Below are 21,020 nucleotides of genomic sequence, written 5' to 3'. Positions count from 1 at the left end.
ATGAGCCTGATCGCTTCCGACCAATTCCGCATCGTTGTCGGCCTCGGCAAGAGCGGCATGTCCCTGGTGCGCTTCCTGGCGCGCCAGGGTGTGCCGTTTGCCGTGGCCGATACGCGCGCGAATCCGCCGGAGCTGGCGACCCTGCGCGAGCAGTACCCGCAGGTCGAGGTGCGCTGCGGCGACCTCGACGCCGATTTTCTCTGCCGCGCCCAGGAGCTCTACGTGAGCCCCGGCCTGTCGCTGCGCGTGCCTGCGCTGGTGGAGGCTGCGGCTCGCGGCGTACGCCTGTCCGGCGATGTCGACCTGTTCGCGCGTCACGCGAAGGCGCCGATCGTCGCCATCACCGGTTCCAACGCCAAGAGCACCGTCACCACCCTGGTGGGCGACATGGCCAAGGCCGCCGGCAAGCGCGTCGCCGTGGGCGGTAACCTCGGCACTCCGGCGCTGGACCTGCTGGCCGATGACGTCGAGTTGTATGTGGTGGAGCTGTCCAGCTTCCAGCTGGAAACCTGCGAGCGCCTCAACGCCGAAGTCGCCACCTGCCTGAACGTCAGCGAAGACCACATGGACCGCTACGACGGCATGGCCGACTACCACCTGGCCAAGCACCGCATTTTCCGTGGCGCGAAGCAGGTCGTGGTGAACCGCGCCGACGCGCTGAGCCGCCCGCTGATCGCCGACAACGTGCCGTGCTGGACTTTCGGCACCAACAAGCCGGACTTCAAGGCCTTCGGCCTGATCGAGGAAGACGGCGAAAAGTGGCTGGCCTTCCAGTTCGACAAGCTGATGCCGGCCCGCGAGCTGAAGATTCGCGGCGCGCACAACCAGTCCAATGCCCTGGCCGCGCTGGCCCTGGGTCATGCCGTTGGCCTGCCGTTCGAACCGATGCTGCAGACCCTGCGTGAATTCGCCGGCCTTGCCCACCGCTGCCAGTGGGTGCGCGAGCGCAACGGCGTGAACTACTACGACGACTCCAAGGCCACCAATGTCGGCGCCGCCCTGGCCGCCATCGAAGGCCTGGGCGCCGATATCGACGGCAAGCTCGTGCTGATCGCCGGAGGCGACGGCAAGGGCGCCGACTTCAATGACCTGCGTGGCCCCGTTGCCCAGCACTGCCGTGCTGTGGTGCTGCTGGGCCGCGATGCCGAGCTGGTGAGCGTTGCCATCGGCAATGCCGTACCCAAGGTTCGTGTGAATACCCTCGAGGAAGCCGTCGAGCACGCTGCCGACCTCGCCCTGCCGGGCGACGCCGTGCTGCTGTCGCCGGCCTGCGCGAGCCTGGACATGTTCAAGAACTACGAAGAACGCGGACGGCTGTTCGCCAAGGCCGTGGAGGACCTCGCCTGATGTTCTCCTTCCTGCGCCCGTACCCGTCCCCGCTGATCAGCCGCAACGGCATCGATATCGATTTCCCGTTGCTGGCAGGTTGCCTGGCGCTACTCGGCCTGGGGTTGGTGATGGTCACTTCGGCATCCTCCGAAGTCGCCGCGGCGCAGTCCGGCAACCCGCTGTACTTCTCGGTCCGCCACCTGATCTACCTGGCCATCGGCTTCGTCGCCTGCGGCGTGACCATGATGGTGCCGATGGAAACCTGGCAGCGCTGGGGCTGGAAACTGCTGGCCGTGGCCTTCGTGCTGCTGGTCATGGTGATCACCCCCGGCATCGGCCGCGAGGTGAACGGCTCCATGCGCTGGATCGGCTTCGGCCTGTTCAACATCCAGCCCTCGGAGATCGCCAAGGTCTTCGTGGTGATCTTCATGGCCGGCTACCTGGTTCGCCGCCAGGAAGAAGTGCGCGAAAGCTGGCTGGGCTTCTTCAAGCCGTTCGTGGTGCTGCTGCCCATGGCCGGCCTGCTGCTGCGCGAGCCGGACTTCGGCGCCACCGTGGTGATGATGGGCGCTGCCGCCGCAATGCTGTTCCTCGGCGGCGTGGGCCTGTTCCGCTTCGGCCTGATGGTCGCGCTGGCGGTCGGTGCCGTGGTGCTGCTGATCCAGACCCAGCCCTACCGGATGGCACGCCTGACCAACTTCACCGACCCCTGGGCCGACCAGTTCGGCGCAGGCTACCAGCTCAGCCAGGCGCTGATCGCCTTCGGCCGTGGCGGCTGGACCGGCATGGGCCTGGGCAACAGCATCCAGAAGCAGTTCTACCTGCCCGAAGCGCACACCGACTTCGTGTTCGCCGTGCTCGCCGAAGAGCTGGGCATCGTCGGCGCCATGGCCACCGTGGCCCTGTTCGTCTTCGTCAGCCTGCGCGCGCTGTACATCGGCATCTGGGCCGAGCAGTCGAAACAGTACTTCTCCGCTTACGTCGCCTACGGCCTGGCCTTCCTGTGGATCGGCCAGTTCCTGATCAACGTGGGTGTGAACGTCGGCCTGCTGCCGACCAAGGGCCTGACCCTGCCGTTCCTCAGCTATGGCGGTTCGTCCCTGGTGATCTGCTGCGCCCAGCTGGGAATGCTGCTGCGCATCGAGTGGGAACGCCGCACCGTGATGGGCAGCGAGGAATATGAATTCAGCGAAGAGGACTTTGCCGATGAAAGGTAACGTCCTGATCATGGCGGGTGGCACCGGCGGACATGTGTTCCCGGCCCTGGCCTGCGCCCGTGAATTCCAGGCGCGCGGTTACAGCGTGCACTGGCTGGGCACTCCGCGCGGCATCGAGAACGACCTGGTACCCAAGGCCGGCCTGCCGCTGCACCTGATCAACGTCAGCGGCTTGCGTGGCAAGGGCCTGAAGTCGCTGCTGCGCGCGCCGTTCGACCTGCTCAAGTCGCTGTTCCAGGCTATCGGCGTGGTTCGCCAGCTCAAGCCGGTGTGCGTGCTCGGCCTGGGTGGCTACGTCACTGGTCCGGGCGGACTGGCCGCCAAGCTGTCCGGCGTGCCGCTGGTGATCCATGAACAGAATGCCGTTGCCGGCACCGCCAACCGCAGCCTCGCGCCGCTGGCCAAGCGCGTCTGCGAAGCCTTCCCGGATACCTTCGACAGCAGCGCCAAGCGCCTGACCACCGGCAACCCGGTGCGCGCCGAATTGTTCCTGGAGGAGGGCGCCCGCGCACCGCTGGCCGGTCGTCGGGTCAACCTGCTGGTGCTGGGCGGCAGCCTGGGCGCCGAGCCGCTGAACAAGCTGTTGCCTGAAGCGCTGGCGCAGGTGCAGGCACAGATTCGCCCGGCCATTCGCCATCAGGCCGGTCGTCAGCACGACGAAATCACGGCGGAGCGTTATCGCGCCGCGGGTGTCGAAGCGGATGTAGCTCCGTTCATCGCCGACATGGCCGCTGCCTACGCCTGGGCCGATCTGGTGATCTGCCGCGCCGGAGCGCTGACCGTGAGCGAGCTGACTGCCGCCGGCCTGCCGTCCTTCCTGGTGCCGCTGCCCCACGCGATCGATGACCACCAGACCAAGAACGCCGAATTCCTGGTGCGGGAGGGCGCGGCCCACCTGCTGCCACAGAAATCTACCAGCGCCGCCGAACTGGCCGCGCAGCTGTCCGAGGTATTGATGCATCCCGATTCCCTGACCCGCATGGCCGCTCGCGCCCGCAGCCTGGCCAAGCCCGAGGCTACCCGCACGGTAGTCGATGCCTGCCTGGAGGTGGCCCGTGGTTAAAGAACCCACCGGCGTCACCCGTACCATGCGGCGCATCCGTCGCATCCACTTCGTCGGCATCGGCGGCGTGGGCATGTGCGGTATCGCGGAGGTGCTGCTCAACCTCGGCTACGAAGTCTCCGGCTCGGACCTCAAGGCTTCTCCGGTCACCGAGCGCCTGGAAAAGTTCGGCGCGGAAATCTTCATCGGTCACCGCGCGGAAAACTCCGACGGCGCTGATGTGCTGGTGGTGTCCAGCGCAGTGAACAAGTCGAACCCGGAAGTTGCCGCCGCGCTGGATCGCCGCGTGCCGGTGGTGCCGCGCGCCGAGATGCTCGCCGAGCTGATGCGCTACCGCCACGGCATCGCCGTCGCCGGTACCCATGGCAAGACCACCACCACCAGCCTGATCGCCTCGGTATTCGCCGCCGGCGGCCTGGACCCGACCTTCGTCATCGGCGGCCGCCTGAACGCTGCCGGCACCAACGCGCAGCTGGGCACCAGCCGCTACCTGGTGGCCGAGGCCGACGAGAGCGACGCCAGCTTCCTGCACCTGCAGCCGATGGTCTCGGTGGTCACCAATATCGACGCCGACCACATGAGCACCTACGGCGGCGACTTCAACAAACTCAAGCGCACCTTCGTCGACTTCCTGCATAACCTGCCGTTCTACGGCCTGGCCGTAGTCTGCGTGGACGACCCGGTGGTGCGTGAGATCCTGCCGCAGGTGGCGCGTCCGACCGTGACCTACGGCCTGAGCGAGGACGCGGACGTCCGCGCCATCAATATCCGCCAGGAAGGCATGCGCACCTACTTCACCGTGCTGCGCCCCGAGCGCGAGCCGCTGGACGTCTCGGTGAACATGCCCGGCCTGCACAACGTGCTGAACTCCCTGGCGACCATCGTCATCGCTACCGACGAAGGTATCTCCGACGAAGCCATCGTCCAGGGCCTGTCCGGCTTCCAGGGCGTGGGCCGGCGCTTCCAGGTCTATGGCGACCTGCAGGTGGAAGGCGGCAGCGTGATGCTGGTCGACGACTACGGCCACCACCCGCGCGAAGTCGCGGCAGTGATCAAGGCCGTGCGCGGCGGTTGGCCGGAGCGTCGACTGGTGATGGTCTACCAGCCGCACCGCTTCAGCCGTACCCGCGATCTGTATGACGACTTCGTGCAGGTGCTCGGCGAGGCCAATGTGCTGATGCTGATGGAGGTCTACCCGGCCGGCGAAGAGCCGATACCCGGCGCCGACAGCCGTCACCTGTGCCACAGCATCCGCCAGCGCGGCCAGCTCGATCCGATCTACCTGGAGCGCGGTGGCGACCTCGCCTCGCTGCTCAAGCCGCTGCTGCTTCCGGGCGACATCCTGCTTTGCCAAGGCGCCGGCGACATCGGCGGGCTGGCTCCGGCACTGATCAAGAATCCGATGTTCGGCGCCGCTGCTGCGGGCGCCGAGGGGAAGAAGCAATGAGTGACGCCCTCAAATCCGCCCTCGAGCCCCGCGCCTTCGGTCGCGTCGCCGTGCTGTACGGCGGCAAGAGCGCCGAGCGCGAGGTGTCGCTGAAGTCCGGCGCCATGGTGCTGCAGGCCCTGCAGGGTGCGGGCGTGGATGCCTTCGGCATCGACGTGGGCGACGATCTGCTGGAGCGTCTGACCCGCGAGAAGATCGACCGCGCCTTCATCATCCTCCACGGTCGTGGCGGTGAAGACGGGACCATGCAGGGCCTGCTGGAAATCGCCGGCATCCCCTACACCGGCAGCGGTGTGCTGGCGTCCGCCCTGGCCATGGACAAGCTGCGTACCAAGCGCGTGTGGCTGAGCCTCGGTCTGCCGACGCCTGACCACGCCGTCCTCGCCAGCGAGGAAGATTGCCGCGCGGCTGCGGCGAAACTGGGCTTCCCGCTGATCGTCAAGCCGGCCAGCGAGGGTTCGAGCATCGGCATGGCCAAGGTGAACAGCGAGCAAGAGCTGATTGCCGCCTGGGCCGGTGCCGCGAAATACGATCCGCAGGTGCTCGTCGAGCAATGGATCAGCGGCCCCGAGTTTACCGTCGCGATCTTGCGTGGCCAGGTGCTGCCGCCCATTCGCCTGGGTACCCCGCACACCTTCTACGACTACGACGCCAAGTACCTGGCCAACGATACCCAGTACCAGATTCCCTGCGGCCTGGATGCCGACAAGGAACAGGAACTCAAGGACCTGACCGCGCGCGCCTGCGATGCCCTCGGCATCCAGGGCTGGGGCCGGGCCGACGTGATGCAGGACGCCCAAGGGCGCTTCTGGCTGTTGGAAGTGAACACCGCACCGGGCATGACCGACCACAGCCTGGTGCCCATGGCCGCGCGCGCGGCCGGCCTGGATTTCCAGCAGCTGGTGCTGGCGATCCTCGCCGACAGCGTCGAGGCAAGGGGGTAAGTCATGAACGGCGCGCAGCTTCGTCACCAGAATCCCGGAATCGGCCGTGCTCCCGCACGCAAGCCGGTGCCGCGCGGCGCCAGCCGTCTGGTGGCCAAGGAGCCGCTCAGCGCTCGCATGCCCAAGCCCAGCTTCGGCTTCCTGAAGGTGCTGCTGTGGCCGCTGGTGCTGGGCGTGCTCGGCGCTGGTGCCTACTACGGCGCGCAGTACGTGCTGCCTTATGCAGACCGTCCGATCGCCAAGGTCAGCGTGGAAGGCGACCTCAGCTACATCAGCCAGGCGGCAGTGCAGCAGCGGATCAGCCCCTACGTGTCGGCCAGCTTCTTCACCATCGACCTGGCCGGCATGCGCCAGGAGCTGGAACAGATGCCCTGGATCGCTCATGCCGAGGTGCGCCGTGTATGGCCTGATCAGGTGGTTATCCGCCTGGACGAGCAATTGCCCATCGCCCGTTGGGGTGACGAAGCCTTGCTGAACAATCAGGGTCAGGCTTTTGCACCGCGGGAAGTGGCCAACTACGAGCACCTGCCGCGCCTTTCCGGCCCGCAGCGCGCTCAGCAGCAAGTGATGCAGCAGTACCAGATTCTCAGCCAGATGCTCCGCCCGCTGGGCTTCACCATCGCCAGCCTGGACATGAGTTCGCGCGGCGCCTGGACCCTGGGCACCGCGCAAGGCGTGGAGATCATGCTGGGCCGCGACCACGCGGTAGAACAGATTCGCCGGCTCGTGACCATCTACGACAAGGCGCTGAAAGAACAGATTACGAAAATTGCCCGCATCGACATGCGCTACCCCAACGGCCTGGCCGTGGCATGGCGTGATCCGGTGCCGGAAGCGACGGTGGCTCAGACCACCGCCGCGCAGTGAGTTGAGGAGACTTCTATAAACATGGCAAGCGTGCAGAGCGGCAAAATGGTCGTCGGCCTGGACATCGGCACCTCCAAGGTGGTGGCGCTGGTGGGCGAGGTGGCGGCCGATGGCAAGCTGGAAATCGTCGGCATCGGGACGCATCCGTCGCGCGGCCTGAAGAAGGGCGTGGTGGTGAACATCGAGTCCACCGTGCAATCGATCCAGCGCGCCATCGATGAAGCCCAGCAGATGGCGGGCTGCCGTATCCACTCGGCCTTCGTCGGCATTGCCGGCAACCATATCCGCAGCCTGAACTCCCACGGCATCGTGGCGATCCGCGACCGCGAAGTCAGCGGCGCCGATATCGAGCGCGTGCTGGACGCGGCCCAGGCCGTGGCCATCCCGGCCGACCAGCGTGTGCTGCACACCCTGGCCCAGGACTACGTGATCGATAACCAGGAAGGCGTGCGTGAGCCGCTGGGCATGTCCGGCGTGCGTCTGGAAGCCAAGGTGCACGTGGTGACCTGCGCGGTGAACGCTGCGCAGAACATCGAGAAGTGCGTGCGCCGCTGCGGCCTGGAAGTCGACGACATCATCCTCGAGCAACTGGCGTCGGCCTACTCCGTGCTCACCGAGGACGAGAAGGAACTGGGCGTTTGCCTGGTGGACATCGGCGGCGGCACCACCGACATCGCGATCTTCACCGAAGGCGCCATCCGCCATACGGCTGTCATCCCGATCGCCGGCGATCAGGTCACCAACGATATCGCCATGGCGCTGCGCACCCCGACTCAGTACGCTGAGGAAATCAAGATTCGCTACGCCTGCGCGCTGGCCAAATTGGCCGGTCCGGGCGAAACCATCAAGGTACCCAGCGTCGGTGATCGTCCGCCGCGGGAACTGTCGCGCCAGGCGCTTGCCGAAGTGGTCGAGCCTCGTTACGACGAGCTGTTCACCCTGGTCCAGGCCGAGCTGCGCCGCAGCGGTTACGAAGACCTGATTCCAGCCGGAATCGTCATGACCGGCGGCACCGCCAAGATGGAAGGCGCTGTCGAACTGGCCGAAGAGATCTTCCACATGCCGGTACGCCTGGGCGTACCGCATAGCGTCAAGGGACTGGCCGACGTCGTGCGCAATCCCATCTATTCCACGGGTGTGGGGCTGCTCCTGTACGGACTGCAGAAACAGTCCGACGGCATCTCCATGTCCGGCAGCAGTTTCAGCAGTGACGAACCCAAGACACCGGTACTGGAAAAGCTTAAACGCTGGGTCCAGGGCAATTTCTGATTTACCACCGCGGTAAACGTAGGCGACACAACTAGAAAGGAAGGAGAGGGGAAATGTTTGAACTGGTAGATAACGTCCCGCAAACAGCAGTCATCAAGGTGATCGGCGTAGGTGGTGGTGGCGGCAACGCCGTGAACCACATGGCCAAGAACAACGTTGATGGCGTCGAATTCATTTGCGCCAACACCGATGCGCAGGCGCTGAAGAACATCGCCGCGCGCACCGTGCTGCAGCTCGGCCCAGGCGTGACCAAGGGCCTGGGCGCTGGCGCCAACCCTGAAGTAGGCCGCCAGGCCGCCATCGAGGACCGCGAGCGTATCGCCGAGGTTCTGGAAGGCGCCGACATGGTCTTCATCACCACCGGCATGGGTGGCGGTACCGGTACCGGTGCTGCGCCGATCATCGCCGAAGTGGCCAAGGAGATGGGCATCCTCACCGTTGCGGTGGTGACCCGTCCGTTCCCGTTCGAGGGTCGCAAGCGCATGCAGATCGCCGATGAAGGCATCCGCTCGCTGGCTGAAAGCGTCGACTCGCTGATCACCATCCCGAACGAAAAGCTGCTGACCATCCTGGGCAAGGACGCGAGCCTGTTGGCCGCCTTTGCCAAGGCTGACGATGTTCTGGCCGGTGCCGTTCGCGGTATCTCCGACATCATCAAGCGCCCGGGCATGATCAACGTCGACTTCGCCGACGTGAAAACCGTCATGAGCGAAATGGGCATGGCCATGATGGGCACCGGCTGCGCCAGCGGCCCGAACCGTGCTCGCGAGGCGACCGAAGCCGCGATCCGCAACCCGCTGCTGGAAGACGTCAACCTGCAGGGCGCCCGCGGCATCCTGGTGAACATCACCGCAGGTCCGGACCTGTCCCTGGGCGAGTACTCCGACGTGGGTAACATCATCGAGCAGTTCGCTTCCGAGCACGCCACCGTGAAGGTGGGCACCGTGATCGACCCGGACATGCGCGACGAGCTGCACGTCACCGTCGTTGCCACCGGCCTGGGCGCTCGCCTGGAAAAACCGGTCAAGGTCGTCGACAACACCGTCCAGACCCAGGCCGTCAGCGCCCAGGCTCCGGTTCAGCGTGAGCAGCAGTCGGTGAACTACCGCGACCTGGACCGCCCGACCGTCATGCGCAATCAGAACCACGGCGGCGCTGCCACCGCGGCCAAGCTGAACCCGCAGGACGATCTGGACTACCTGGACATCCCGGCCTTTCTGCGTCGCCAGGCCGATTGAGTCGATTTATCAGGAGTATCAATGTGATTGGTGTTCAGCAAAGGGCGGTTCTGCTATCATCGCCGCCCATTGTTGACAACAGTTCGCAACTTGCGCGAAAGCGGCCAAAGCCATGATCAGACAACGCACCTTGAAGAACATCATCCGGGCGACCGGTGTCGGCCTGCACTCCGGGGAGAAGGTTTACCTGACCCTGAAGCCGGCTCCCGTCGATACTGGCATCGTGTTCTGCCGGGCTGACCTCGACCCTGTGGTGGAAATTCCTGCCCGGGCCTCGAACGTCGGCGAAACCACCATGTCGACCACCCTGATCAAGGGTGACGTCAAAGTGGATACCGTGGAGCATCTGCTTTCGGCCATGGCCGGCCTGGGTATCGACAACGCCTATGTCGAGCTGTCCGCGTCGGAAGTACCGATCATGGACGGCAGCGCAGGTCCCTTCGTATTCCTGATCCAGTCCGCTGGCCTGCAAGAGCAGGACGCGGCCAAGAAGTTCATCCGCATCAAGCGCGAAGTGACGGTGGAAGAGGGCGACAAGCGCGCCACCTTCGTTCCGTTCGACGGCTTCAAGGTGAGCTTCGAGATCGATTTCGATCACCCGGTCTTCCGTGGTCGCACCCAGAAAGCCGTGGTGGATTTCTCCAGCACTTCCTTCGTGAAGGAAGTCAGCCGCGCCCGTACCTTCGGGTTCATGCGCGACATCGAGATGCTGCGTTCGCAGAACCTGGCTCTGGGTGGCAGCGTGGAGAACGCCATCGTGGTCGACGAGTATCGAGTGCTCAACGAAGACGGTCTTCGTTACGAGGACGAGTTCGTCAAGCACAAGATCCTGGACGCCATTGGTGACCTGTACCTGCTGGGTAACAGCCTCATCGGCGAGTTCATCGGCTACAAGTCCGGTCACGCCCTGAACAACCGTCTCCTGCGGACCCTCATCGCAGACAAGGATGCTTGGGAAGTGGTGACCTTCGAGGACGCCAAGACCGCGCCGATCTCCTATATGCGACCCGCTGCGGCCGTATAAGGAAACCTCCTCCTTTCAGCTACAACTTTTAAAGGCCACCCTTGGGTGGCCTTTTTTTATGCCCCGCTGTTTACTCTTCGCCCGGCTCCGGTGGTTTGCGGCTACGGCTGGCGAGCCGCTCGAGCGCGGCCTTGAGTTGCGGATTGCTGATGCCTTCGGCAGCTTCGTGCAGGGTGGCAGAGGCGGACTCGCTGATGCGGTTGGTGTTCACCCGGGTCGGCGCCTGGGTCGTCGGCTGCACTTTGAACAGAATGCGCACCAGGCCCCTGAATTCCTCGAACGCGGCCAGTTGCCGCAGCAGGCGGTTCTGCTGGTAGCGCAGGCGCGTAGCCCAGTGACCATCGGTGACCACTAATAGCAGGCTGCCTTCACGCCAGGAGGCGACGCGGCAATAGGGGCGTGCGGCGGGTTGCAATTGTGAGTCGAGCAGTTCCTGCAGGCGCGAGAGGCGTTGCGCCTCGGCGAACAGCGACTGCAGCGGCTTGGCTTCGCGCAGCAACTTGGTCATCGCCTTGGCGGGCAGGGGGCGGAAGGCCATGGAGAGCAACCGGGAGTGAATGAAGAAGGATGGTAACAGATGCACCCAGGGCCAGACGCCACTGTCCGCCCTTGAAGTTGCCTGTCTGCGTCACCATATCACTCACTCGGACTCAAAGTTGTCCGCCCATGCATTGCCCCGAGGCTCGCAGAATGCGAAGCTTCGGAGGATGACTTCGGCACTTTTTTCCCGGAAGTTTCCGGGTAGAATGCCCGCTTCATTGCCGTTCCGCGCCGCGGCCAGCCAGTCGGGCAGCCCTCCAATTCTCCAGTTCGGATGACCCAGTCGATATGTTTGCGCCTTTGTTGAAAAAACTCTTTGGAAGCAAGAACGAGCGCGAAGTGAAGCGCATGGCCAAGCAGGTCCAGGCCATCAATGCACTCGAGCCCCAGATGGTCCCGCTTTCCGATGAGCAACTGAAGGCCAAGACCGAAGAGTTCAAGGCACGCGTCGCCAAGGGCGAGACCCTCGACCAGATCCTTCCAGAGGCTTTCGCCGTCGCCCGCGAGGCCGGCAAGCGCGTGATGGGCATGCGTCACTTCGATGTCCAGCTGATCGGCGGCATGACCCTGCACGAAGGCAAGATCGCCGAGATGCGTACCGGTGAGGGCAAGACCCTCGTCGGTACCCTGGCTGTCTACCTGAACGCCCTGTCCGGCAAAGGCGTGCACGTGGTCACCGTGAACGACTACCTGGCCCGCCGCGACGCCAACTGGATGCGCCCGCTGTATGAGTTCCTCGGTCTTTCCGTCGGCATCGTCAGCCCGTTCCAGCCGCCGGAGGAGAAGCGTGCCGCGTATGCCTCCGACATTACCTACGGCACCAACAACGAATTCGGCTTCGATTACCTGCGCGACAACATGGCGTTCAGCCTGGAAGACAAGTTCCAGCGTGAGCTGAACTTCGCCGTGGTCGACGAAGTGGACTCCATCCTCATCGACGAGGCGCGGACTCCGCTGATCATCTCCGGCCAGGCCGAAGACAGCTCCGAGCTGTACATCAAGATCAACAAGCTGATCCCGCGCCTGAAGCGCCACATCGAGGAAGTTGAAGGCCAGGTGACCCAGCAGGGCCACTACAGCATCGACGAGAAGACCCGTCAGGTCGAACTCAACGAGCAGGGCCATGCCTACGTCGAGGAACTGCTGACCCAGAATGGCCTGCTGGCCGAGGGTGAGAGCCTCTACTCCGCGCACAACCTCAGCCTGCTGACCCACGTCTACGCCGCGCTGCGCGCCCACACCCTGTTCCACCGCAACGTGGAATACATCGTCCAGGGCGACCAGGTCCTGCTGATCGACGAGCACACCGGCCGTACCATGCCGGGCCGTCGCCTCTCCGAGGGCCTGCACCAGGCCATCGAGGCGAAGGAAAACCTGCCGATCCAGGCCGAGAGCCAGACCCTGGCCTCGACCACCTTCCAGAACTACTTCCGCCTCTACACCAAGCTGGCCGGCATGACCGGTACCGCCGACACCGAGGCCTTCGAATTCCGCCAGACCTACGGCCTGGACGTGGTGGTGATCCCGACCCACCGCCCGGTTGCCCGTAAGGACTTCAACGACCTGGTCTACCTGACCCAGGACGAGAAGTACGCCGCCATCATCACCGACGTGCAGCAGTGCCAGGCTCTGGGCCGTCCGATCCTCGTGGGTACAGCCTCTGTCGAGACCTCCGAGTACGTCTCGCAGCTGCTGCAGAACGCCGGCATCGAGCACAAGGTACTGAACGCCAAGTACCACGAGAAGGAAGCCGAGATCATCGCCCAGGCCGGTCGTCCGGGCTCGGTCACCATCGCCACCAACATGGCCGGTCGGGGTACCGACATCCTGCTGGGCGGCAACTGGGAAGTGGAAGTCGCCGCGCTGGAAAACCCCACCGACGAGCAGGTCGCGCAGATCAAGGCCGACTGGCAGAAGCGTCACCAGCAGGTCATCGAGTCGGGCGGCCTGCATGTGATCGCCTCCGAGCGCCACGAGTCCCGCCGTATCGACAATCAGCTGCGCGGCCGTGCCGGTCGCCAGGGCGACCCGGGTTCGAGCCGCTTCTACCTGTCGCTGGAAGACCACCTGATGCGCATCTTCGCCTCCGACCGGGTGAAGAACTTCATGAAGGCGCTCGGCATGCAGCCGGGCGAGGCGATCGAGCACCGCATGGTGACCAACGCCATCGAAAAGGCCCAGCGCAAGGTCGAAGGCCGCAACTTCGATATCCGCAAGCAACTGCTGGAGTTCGACGATGTCGCCAACGAGCAGCGCAAGGTGATCTACCACATGCGCAACACCCTGCTCGCGGCCGACAACATCGGCGAGACCATCGTCGAGTTCCGCGAAGAGACCCTGAACAACACCGTCAGCGAGCACATTCCGCCGCAGTCGCTGCCCGAACAGTGGGACGTCGCCGGTCTGGAAGCCGCGCTGTACAGCGATTTCGGTCTGAAGCTGCCGATCCAGCAGTGGCTGGACGACGACGAGAAGCTCTACGAGGAAACCCTGCGCGAGAAGATCCTCACCGAGCTGGTCGCGGCCTACAACGAGAAGGAAGACATGGCGGGCGCCGAAGCCCTGCGTACCTTCGAGAAGCAGATGCTGCTGCGCGTGCTGGACGACCTGTGGAAGGACCACCTGTCCACCATGGATCACCTGCGCCACGGTATCCACCTGCGTGGTTACGCGCAGAAGAACCCGAAGCAGGAATACAAGCGCGAGTCCTTCAACCTGTTCCAGGAACTGCTGAACTCCATCAAGCGCGACACCATCCGCGTGCTGTCCTTCGTCCAGGTTCGCCGCGAAGACCCGGCCGAAGAAGAAGCCCGCCTGCGCCGCGAAGCCGAGGAAATGGCCAAGCGCATGCAGTTCCAGCACGCCGCTGCGCCGTCCATGGACCAGGTCACCGACGAGCCGGAAGAGGAAGGCGAAGTACCGGCTGACAACGTGGTGCCGATGGAGCCCATCCGCAACGAACCGAAGATCGGCCGCAACGAGCCGTGCCCCTGCGGTTCGGGCAAGAAGTACAAGCACTGCCACGGTCAGGTGGAATAACGCCTCCCGACCCTGATACCGACGCCGCGACCGGCCCTGCCGCTCGCGGCGTTTTTCTCATCTGAATCGCTGATTCGTTTCACTGACTAGATTCACTGACTAGATAGGAGCGCGCCACATGGCTGTTGGTCTCGGCCCCATGTCCACCCTGCACCCGGTCCCCGGTTTCGAACTCGGCATCGCCTCCGCCGGCATCAAGCGACCCGGCCGCAAGGACATCGTGGTGATGCGCTGCGCCGAAGGCTCCACCGTGGCCGGTGTGTTCACCACCAACGCCTTCTGCGCCGCTCCGGTGATCCTGGCGCGCAAGCGCTTCCTGGGGCCGGTGCGCTACCTGCTGACCAATACCGGTAACGCCAACGCCGGCACCGGCGAGTCGGGCCTGGCCAACGCCATCCGTACCTGCGCCAAGCTGGCCGAGCTGGCCGGTGTTGCGGAAAACGCCGTGCTGCCATACTCCACCGGTGTGATCGGCGAGCCGCTGCCGGTCGAGAAGATCGAAGCCGCGCTGCCCGCCGCGCTGGCCAACCTGTCCGTGGACAACTGGGCCGACGCTGCCGCTGGCATCATGACCACCGACACCCTGCCCAAGGGCGCCAGCCGCCAGTTCGAGCATGACGGCGTGACCATCACCGTCACCGGCATCAGCAAGGGCGCGGGCATGATCAAGCCGAACATGGCCACCATGCTTGGCTACATCGCCACTGATGCCAAGGTCGCCCAGGCTGTGCTGCAGGATCTGTTGCGCGATGCAGCGAACAAATCGTTCAACCGTATCACCATCGATGGCGACACCTCGACCAACGACTGCTGCATGCTGGTCGCCACCGGCCAGGCCGCGCTGCCGGAAATCACCGCTGCCACCGGCGCGTTGTTCGCCGCGCTGAAGCAGGCCGTGCTGGAAGTCTCCATGGAACTGGCCCAGGCCATCGTTCGCGACGGCGAAGGCGCCACCAAGTTCGTCACCGTGCAGGTGAATGGCGGCGCCACTCACCAGGAGTGCCTGGACGTCGGCTACGCCGTATCCCACTCGCCACTGATCAAGACCGCCCTGTTCGCCTCCGACCCGAACTGGGGTCGCATCCTCGCTGCCGTTGGCCGCGCCGGTGTGCCGGACCTGGATGTCAGCCTGATCGACGTGTACCTGGACGACGTCGCCATCGCCAGCCGCGGCGGCCGTGCTGCCAGCTACACCGAGGACCAGGGCGCGAAAGTCATGGCCCAGGAGGAGATCACCATCCGCATCGATCTCGGCCGCGGCACCTGCAGCGAGACCATCTGGACCACCGACCTGTCCCACGAGTACGTGAAGATCAACGCGGAATACCGCACCTGATCCGGCGCCGGCCCGGTGCCGGCGCGTCATTTCACTCGGATTCCCGATTTTCATGGAACGATGAAAATCGGGAATTTGTTTTCATGGCTGCCGCACTCTAAGGTCTCCTGACTGACCTTCAAGAGCATCGCGTCCATGTCCCTCACCCTGATCATCGGCAGCAAGAACGTCTCCTCCTGGTCCCTGCGCGGCTGGCTGGCCATGCAGCTCACCGGCGCCGAGTTCGAGGAAGTCCTCATTCCCCTGGGTGGCCAGGACACCGCGCGGCGCATCCGCGAGCATTCGCCCAGCGGCAAGGTGCCGGCGCTCAAGTGCGAGCACGGGCTGATCTGGGATTCCCTGTCGATTGCCGAGTACCTCGCCGAACGCTTCCCCGAAGCCCATCTCTGGCCCCGTGGTGAAGCGGCCCGCGCCCTGGCACGTACGGTCTGCGCCGAGATGCACAGCGGCTTCATGGCGCTGCGCTCGAACATGCCCATGGACCTCCAGCGCAACCAGCCGCTGGCCGAAGTGCCCGAAGCGGTGGCGGCCGATATCGCCCGAATCGTCGAGCTCTGGGCGCTGTGTCGCCAGCAGTTCGGCCAGGACGGCCCGTTCCTGTTCGGCCACGCCAGCATCGCCGATGCGTTCTACGCGCCTGTCGCCACGCGCCTGCGCAGCTACTGCGTAACCCTGCCCATCGAGGCACAGAACTACGTCGACGCCATCTACGCCTGGCCGGCGTTCCGCCCGTGGCTGGACGCGGCGATGGTCGAACGCGCCTGAACCCGGCCGCCAATGACGGTAGAATGCCCGTCTGCGCGGGCCCTGCCTGAATCGGATTGAGGAGTAGCACTGTGAAACGAGTACATGTCGCCGCCGCCGTGATTCGCGGACTCGATGGCCGGGTGCTGATCGCCCGCCGTCCGGACGACAAGCACCAGGGCGGCCTCTGGGAGTTTCCCGGTGGCAAGGTGGAGGAGGGCGAAGCGGTACAGGTCGCCTTGGCCCGCGAGCTGAAGGAAGAGCTGGGCATCGACGTCGAGCAGGCGCGCCCGCTGATCCGGGTGCAGCACGACTATAGCGACAAGCACGTGCTGCTGGATGTCTGGGAAGTCTCGGCCTTCTCCGGCGCGCCCCACGGCGCCGAGGGCCAGCCGCTGGCCTGGGTTGCCCCGCGCGATCTGCCGGACTATGAGTTTCCAGCGGCCAATGAGCCCATCGTGCAGGCCGCGCGACTGCCCGATCGCTACCTGATCACCCCCGACGGCCTGGAAATTCCTCAGCTGGTGCAGGGCGTGCGCGCCGCAGTGGCCAGTGGTATCCGGCTGATCCAGTTGCGCGCGCCCAACATGTACAGCCCCGAGTACCGCGACCTGGCGGTGGATGTTCAGGGCCTGTGCGCCGGCAAGGCGCAGTTGATGCTCAAGGGGCCGCTGGAGTGGTTGGGAGACTTTCCGGCGGCCGGCTGGCACCTGACCTCCGAGCAACTGCGCAAATACGCGCCCAATGGTCGCCCGTTCCCGCGTGAGCGTCTGCTCGCGGCTTCCTGCCACAGCGCCGAGGAACTGGAGCTGGCGGCGCGCATGGGGGTGGATTTCGTCACACTGTCGCCGGTGCAGCCCACCGAGAGCCATCCGGGCGAGCCAGCGCTGGGCTGGGAGGCGGCGGCGGAGCTGATCGATGGCTTCAACCAGCCGGTGTTCCTGCTCGGTGGCGTCGGCCCGCAGGATCTTGAGCGCGCCTGGCAGACAGGGGCGCAGGGCGTGGCGGGTATTCGAGCGTTCTGGCCGAAGAACGAAGGCTGACAGGCATTTTGCGTGGGGCGGCGATGGGTATCGCTCCGCTCCACGCCATCCTACGATGCTCCCTGTAGGAGCAACTGTGTTCTTCAGGTGAGTCCGTACCAGCGCCTTCCCCTCACCCCAGCCCTCTCCCAGGGGGAGAGGGAGCCGCCCGTGCCGGCGAACGACAAGGTTTCATCCTGCACCGAACAGTCCCCTCTCCCCCTGGGAGAGGGTTAGGGTGAGGGCTGATCCGAGCACAGGACTATCGAGTAGGGGCGGGCCATGCCCGCGATCGCGCGCACAGCGCGCTCCTACGAGTCGACTCTCGACCGATCAGGCGGGCTTCTCAGCGGCTTGCCAGAGAATCTCTTCCACGCCCTGGCGCCGGGCTATAAAGCGCGCAGCGACGAACAGCAGGTCCGATAGGCGGTTCAGGTAGCGCAGGCCCGCACCTTCCAGCGGTTCCTCGGCATTGAGTTGCTGGCAGCGGCGCTCGGCATTGCGCGCCTGGGCGCGGCACAGGTGAGCGAGAGCGACCAGGCGCGAACCGCCGGGCAGGATGAAGTTCTTCAGCGGCCCAAGCTCTTCATTCCAGCGGTCGATCACCGTTTCCAGGCGTTCCACTTCGGCATCGTTCAGCGCACGGTACTCCGGCATTGCCAGCTCACCGCCGAGGTCGAAGAGGCGGTGCTGGATCGGCGCCAACACCCCGATCACTTCTTCCAGCGCACTGCTGCGCGCCTCGTGCAGCCCAGCCAGCAGCAGGCCGAGGTGGCTGTTCAGCTCGTCCACGGCGCCCATGGCTTCCACGCGGGGGTGGTGCTTGGGCACGCGCCGGCCATCGGCCAGGCCAGTTTCCCCGGCATCGCCGGTGCGGGTGTAGATCTTCGACAGGCGGTTGCCCATGCTCAATGCTCCTTGTCGTCGCGCGCCAGCAGCGGCAGCGGCGGGGAAATTTCGGCCGCCAGCGGCAGGCGGATGGTGAAGCAGGTGCCGACACCCAGCTCGGACTGCACCTCCATCTGCCCCTTGTGGTTGTTGGTGACGATGAAGTACGAGACCGACAGGCCCAGCCCTGTGCCCTGGCCGACTTCCTTTGTGGTGAAGAAAGGCTCGAAGATGCGCTTGCGCACGTTCTCCGGCATGCCGCAGCCGTTGTCTTCCACGTGGATTTCCGCCCAGGGCGGATTGAGCCGGGTACGCAGGGTGATGCGGCCGTACTCGCCTTCCTCTTCGTCGTCGCGCAGGTGGATGGCCTGGGCGCCGTTCTTCAGCAGGTTGAGCAGCACCTGCTCGATTTCGTTGGCGATCACCGGCACCGGGCCCAGGCGCGGGTCGTACTCGTGGACGATCTCCAGCGACTTGAAGTCGAAGCCGCCGGTGAGGTCGAAGTCGTTACCGGCAATCTCCACGGCTTGCTCCAACAGCGCTGGCAGCTCGCAGGCGGCCATCTGCCGGTGGCTGCGGCGGCTGAAGGAGAGCATGTGGGTGACGATCTTCGCGGCGCGGGAGCCGGCGTACTGGATGCCATCCATCAGCTTGGGGATCTCCCGCGCCTCCAGGTAGTGGTTGAGGTCGTCCAGGCGCACGCCCACTTCGCCGGCTACCTCCAGGTTCTTCGGCAACTCCGGCGACAGTCGCCGGCGGATGTTCTGCACGTTGTGCAGGATGGCGCCCAGCGGGTTGTTGATCTCGTGAGCCATACCGGCCGCGAGGCCGCCGACGGAGAGCATCTTCTCCGACTGCACCATCATCTCTTCCATTCCCAGGCGGTCGGTGATGTCGTCGATACGGATCACCGCGCCACGGCCGGTGCCGCCCATCAGCGGGTAGAAGGTCAGGGCGTAATGGCGCGGCGCGTCAGTGAGGGCCCAGGTGACGCGTTCGACGCGTTCGACCTTGTGCTGCTCGGCGGCGCGGGTGAGCTGCGGCAGGAAGGGCTTGAGCGACGGGAAGGCGAGGAATACCGGCTGGTTCACCGCGTCGTCCAGGCTGGTGCCGGAGAGCAGGCTGGCTTCCTGGTTCCACTGGGTGACGTAGAGCTGCTCGTCCACCGCGATCAGCGCCGAGGGCATCGAGTCGATGATGCTGTTGAGGTAGTGCTGGAAGCCGGTGAGCTTCTTCTCGATCTTGCTGCGTACCTGGACTTCCAGTTCCAGCTTGCGGTTCGAGCGGCGGGTTTCCTCGGCCAGCGACTGGGCCTGCTCCACGGCTTCCTGGGCATCGTCGCGGGCGCGCTTGAGCTGCTGCTCGCGGGCTTCGATGCGGGTCAGCATGGTGTTGAAGGCGTCGGCCAGCCGGCCGATCTCGTCGGCATTGCCGCGCTCGGCGCGCAAGGCGTAGTTCTCCTCGCGGGTGACCTGGCGCGAGAGCTCCTCTAGGCTGCGGATCGGCCGGGTGATCAGGCGGCGGATCTGCTGGGCGATCAGCAGCCAGAGCAGCACCGAGACGGCGAGGATCACCAGGCTGGCAGTCAGGGTGCCGGTGTAGAAGGCGCCCGGCAGCTCGCTGCTCGCCACCAGCAGCAGGTAGCCGCTGTTGCGGCCGGCCTGGGGCAGTTCGAACAGCGCGTTGAGGCGGTATTCGTGCTGGCGCCAGCGCTCCAGGTGATCGAGGCGCTCGGGCAGGGCAATGGGGCCGTTGCCCGGCGTCTGGGCGATACGTTCGCCGTTGCTGTCATAGAGTGCGGCGGCGCGCAGCGGTTGGTAGTCGTCCAGCTGGCGCAGCAGCACCTGGGCCTGGGTGGGCGAGGACAACGCCGGCTCGCTGAGCGCCGGGTTGGCGATCAGCCGTCCGATGGTTTGCAGCGCCTGGGGCGCGACGCTGTCCTGGGAAATCCAGTAGGCCGCGCTGATGAAAGCCAGGTTGGCCACCAGCATCACGGTCGCCAGCAGCACCAGCAGGGCGGCGAGGATTTTCTGGCCGACCGGCAGGTCTTCCAGGCGCTGGCGCAGGTTCATGGGTGAAGGCATGGGCGCTTTCTTGGAAAAACAGGAGAGGCGGGCAGGGTAGCCCGCGATCAGGTGTCGGGCAATCCGCGCGCCACCAGGTAGGCGCGCAGGCGCTCGTGTACGGCTCGCAGTCGCGGCAGGGCGAGGTGCAGGCGGTCACCTTCGCGGCAGGCGTGGCCGAGCAGGTAAGCGATCTCGCTGCGCCGGCCCTGGGCGACGTCCTGGTACATGGAGGAGAAGTTCGTTGCAGTGGCGGCACTCACGCGCTCCACGTCGCCCTGCAATTCCTGCGCAGCGGCGGGGTAGTTGCAGGCGTGCAGCAGTTGGCCCAGTTCGTCGCACAGCGCGGCCACTTCGTCGGGGTGCCCGGCCAGTTCGCCATTGCGGCATTGGTGCAGCACGGTCAGCGGGTTGATCGCGCAGTTCAGGGCCAGCTTGCGCCACAGGCGTTCGAGGATGTTCTCGCTCCACTGGGCGGGAATCCCGGCTTGCTCCAGCTCGGTCAGCCAGGCCGGAGTGGGCCCGCCGTGCTCGTCGCCCAGCCAGGTCTGGCCATGGCCTGCGAATACCACGCGGAAGTCGGATTCGCGGAATGCGCCTTCGGTGCTGGAAGCATAAAGGCAGCGTGCGCGCGGCAGGTGGGCGCTGACCGCCTGCTGGCTGCCCAGACCGTTCTGCAGCAGGATCAGTTCGGCTCCGGGGGCCAGGCGCGCCGCCACGCTGGCGGCGGCAGACTCGGCGTCGTAGGCCTTGCAGGCCAGCAGCAGGCGCTGGATCGGCGCGCCTTGCGCAGCGGTTTCGGCGGGTATCGGGTAGAGGCTCTCGCGACCGTCTTCGATCAGGGTGACGCCACCGAGGGCGCGATAGGCGTTGAGGCGCTGGCGGTCGCGCAGCAGCAGGCGCACCGGCAGGCCTGCGCGGGACAGGCGGGCGGCCCACAGGCAACCGAGGCTGCCGGCGCCGAGGATAGACCAGGTCATGGGAGAAACT

General features: G+C 65.4%; 17 protein-coding genes. 13 read left to right on the top strand and 4 right to left on the bottom strand.

Translation table 11 applies throughout. From position 1 onward, the window contains the following. The 9 genes from murD (at nucleotide 1) to lpxC (ending at nucleotide 10,398) form a co-directional block, all read left to right on the top strand. Nucleotides 1-1,347 carry a UDP-N-acetylmuramoyl-L-alanine--D-glutamate ligase gene (gene murD, locus A9513_RS02665; protein ID WP_038803243.1) on the top strand — a complete coding sequence of 449 codons (1,347 nt, stop codon included), beginning with the start codon at nucleotides 1-3 and terminating at the stop codon, nucleotides 1,345-1,347. Continuing rightward, entirely contained in the window at nucleotides 1,347-2,546 is a 1,200-nt protein-coding gene (gene ftsW / locus A9513_RS02660) for a putative lipid II flippase FtsW (protein WP_017518101.1), read from the top strand. The genes murD and ftsW overlap by 1 nt, the downstream gene beginning before the upstream one ends. Further along, nucleotides 2,536-3,609, top strand: coding sequence for an undecaprenyldiphospho-muramoylpentapeptide beta-N-acetylglucosaminyltransferase (gene murG / locus A9513_RS02655; RefSeq protein ID WP_037009769.1), 1,074 nt, complete (start codon nucleotides 2,536-2,538; stop codon nucleotides 3,607-3,609). Before ftsW ends, murG begins: the two co-directional genes overlap by 11 nt. Further along, nucleotides 3,602-5,056, top strand: a complete 1,455-nt coding sequence (murC, locus tag A9513_RS02650; RefSeq protein ID WP_065083907.1) for a UDP-N-acetylmuramate--L-alanine ligase — start codon at nucleotides 3,602-3,604, stop codon at nucleotides 5,054-5,056. The genes murG and murC overlap by 8 nt, the downstream gene beginning before the upstream one ends. After that, a complete protein-coding gene (locus A9513_RS02645; protein WP_065083906.1) occupies nucleotides 5,053-6,000 on the top strand; it encodes a D-alanine--D-alanine ligase in 948 nt (315 codons plus the stop codon). The genes murC and A9513_RS02645 overlap by 4 nt, the downstream gene beginning before the upstream one ends. Nucleotides 6,001-6,003: 3 nt before the next feature. Further along, entirely contained in the window at nucleotides 6,004-6,867 is an 864-nt protein-coding gene (locus A9513_RS02640) for a cell division protein FtsQ/DivIB (protein ID WP_037009767.1), read from the top strand. Nucleotides 6,868-6,888: 21 nt separating this feature from the next. Then, the gene (gene ftsA / locus A9513_RS02635) at nucleotides 6,889-8,136 is read left to right on the top strand and encodes a cell division protein FtsA (protein WP_024764065.1); all 1,248 of its coding nucleotides are present in this window, start codon (nucleotides 6,889-6,891) and stop codon (nucleotides 8,134-8,136) included. 53 nt (nucleotides 8,137-8,189) lie between these two features. Continuing rightward, on the top strand, nucleotides 8,190-9,374 hold the full coding sequence (gene ftsZ / locus A9513_RS02630; RefSeq protein ID WP_024764066.1) for a cell division protein FtsZ: 1,185 nt from the start codon (nucleotides 8,190-8,192) through the stop codon (nucleotides 9,372-9,374). A gap of 112 nt (nucleotides 9,375-9,486) precedes the next feature. Then, a complete protein-coding gene (gene lpxC / locus A9513_RS02625; protein ID WP_024764067.1) occupies nucleotides 9,487-10,398 on the top strand; it encodes a UDP-3-O-acyl-N-acetylglucosamine deacetylase in 912 nt (303 codons plus the stop codon). A 70-nt stretch (nucleotides 10,399-10,468) separates the two neighbouring features. On the opposite strand, the gene A9513_RS02620 is transcribed toward lpxC, so the two are convergent. Then, nucleotides 10,469-10,936, bottom strand: coding sequence for a DUF721 domain-containing protein (locus A9513_RS02620; RefSeq protein WP_065083905.1), 468 nt, complete (start codon nucleotides 10,934-10,936; stop codon nucleotides 10,469-10,471). A 290-nt stretch (nucleotides 10,937-11,226) separates the two neighbouring features. On the opposite strand from A9513_RS02620, the gene secA reads away from it, so the two are divergent. The 4 genes from secA to A9513_RS02600 all read left to right on the top strand — a co-directional run bounded on the left by secA (nucleotide 11,227) and on the right by A9513_RS02600 (nucleotide 17,100). Beyond that, entirely contained in the window at nucleotides 11,227-13,977 is a 2,751-nt protein-coding gene (gene secA, locus A9513_RS02615) for a preprotein translocase subunit SecA (protein WP_024764069.1), read from the top strand. A 118-nt stretch (nucleotides 13,978-14,095) separates the two neighbouring features. Further along, complete coding sequence (gene argJ / locus A9513_RS02610) at nucleotides 14,096-15,313, top strand: bifunctional glutamate N-acetyltransferase/amino-acid acetyltransferase ArgJ (RefSeq protein WP_024764070.1); 1,218 nt, start codon at nucleotides 14,096-14,098, stop codon at nucleotides 15,311-15,313. Between the two features lie 135 nt (nucleotides 15,314-15,448). Then, entirely contained in the window at nucleotides 15,449-16,078 is a 630-nt protein-coding gene (locus A9513_RS02605) for a glutathione S-transferase family protein (RefSeq protein ID WP_024764071.1), read from the top strand. 71 nt (nucleotides 16,079-16,149) lie between these two features. Next, nucleotides 16,150-17,100, top strand: a complete 951-nt coding sequence (locus A9513_RS02600) for a Nudix family hydrolase (RefSeq protein WP_024764072.1) — start codon at nucleotides 16,150-16,152, stop codon at nucleotides 17,098-17,100. 312 nt (nucleotides 17,101-17,412) lie between these two features. Here A9513_RS02600 and A9513_RS02595 read toward each other — a convergent pair whose 3' ends face one another. From A9513_RS02595 to A9513_RS02585, 3 genes are read right to left on the bottom strand one after another with little or no spacing between them, the layout of a single operon-like run. Continuing rightward, nucleotides 17,413-17,985 (bottom strand): cob(I)yrinic acid a,c-diamide adenosyltransferase, encoded by a 573-nt coding sequence (locus A9513_RS02595; protein ID WP_037009764.1) that lies wholly within the window; start codon nucleotides 17,983-17,985, stop codon nucleotides 17,413-17,415. 2 nt (nucleotides 17,986-17,987) lie between these two features. After that, complete coding sequence (locus A9513_RS02590) at nucleotides 17,988-20,039, bottom strand: ATP-binding protein (RefSeq protein WP_024764074.1); 2,052 nt, start codon at nucleotides 20,037-20,039, stop codon at nucleotides 17,988-17,990. A 59-nt stretch (nucleotides 20,040-20,098) separates the two neighbouring features. Then, nucleotides 20,099-21,010: a putative 2-dehydropantoate 2-reductase gene (locus tag A9513_RS02585; protein ID WP_065083904.1), complete on the bottom strand. Its 912-nt coding sequence runs from the start codon at nucleotides 21,008-21,010 to the stop codon at nucleotides 20,099-20,101. Nucleotides 21,011-21,020: the final 10 nt, after the last annotated feature.

Source organism: Pseudomonas sp. AU12215 (genome assembly GCF_001675465.2).
Lineage (GTDB): Bacteria > Pseudomonadota > Gammaproteobacteria > Pseudomonadales > Pseudomonadaceae > Pseudomonas > Pseudomonas nitroreducens.
The sequence above is the reverse complement of the archived record's forward strand: the minus strand, read 5'-3'. Positions and strand labels throughout refer to the sequence as shown.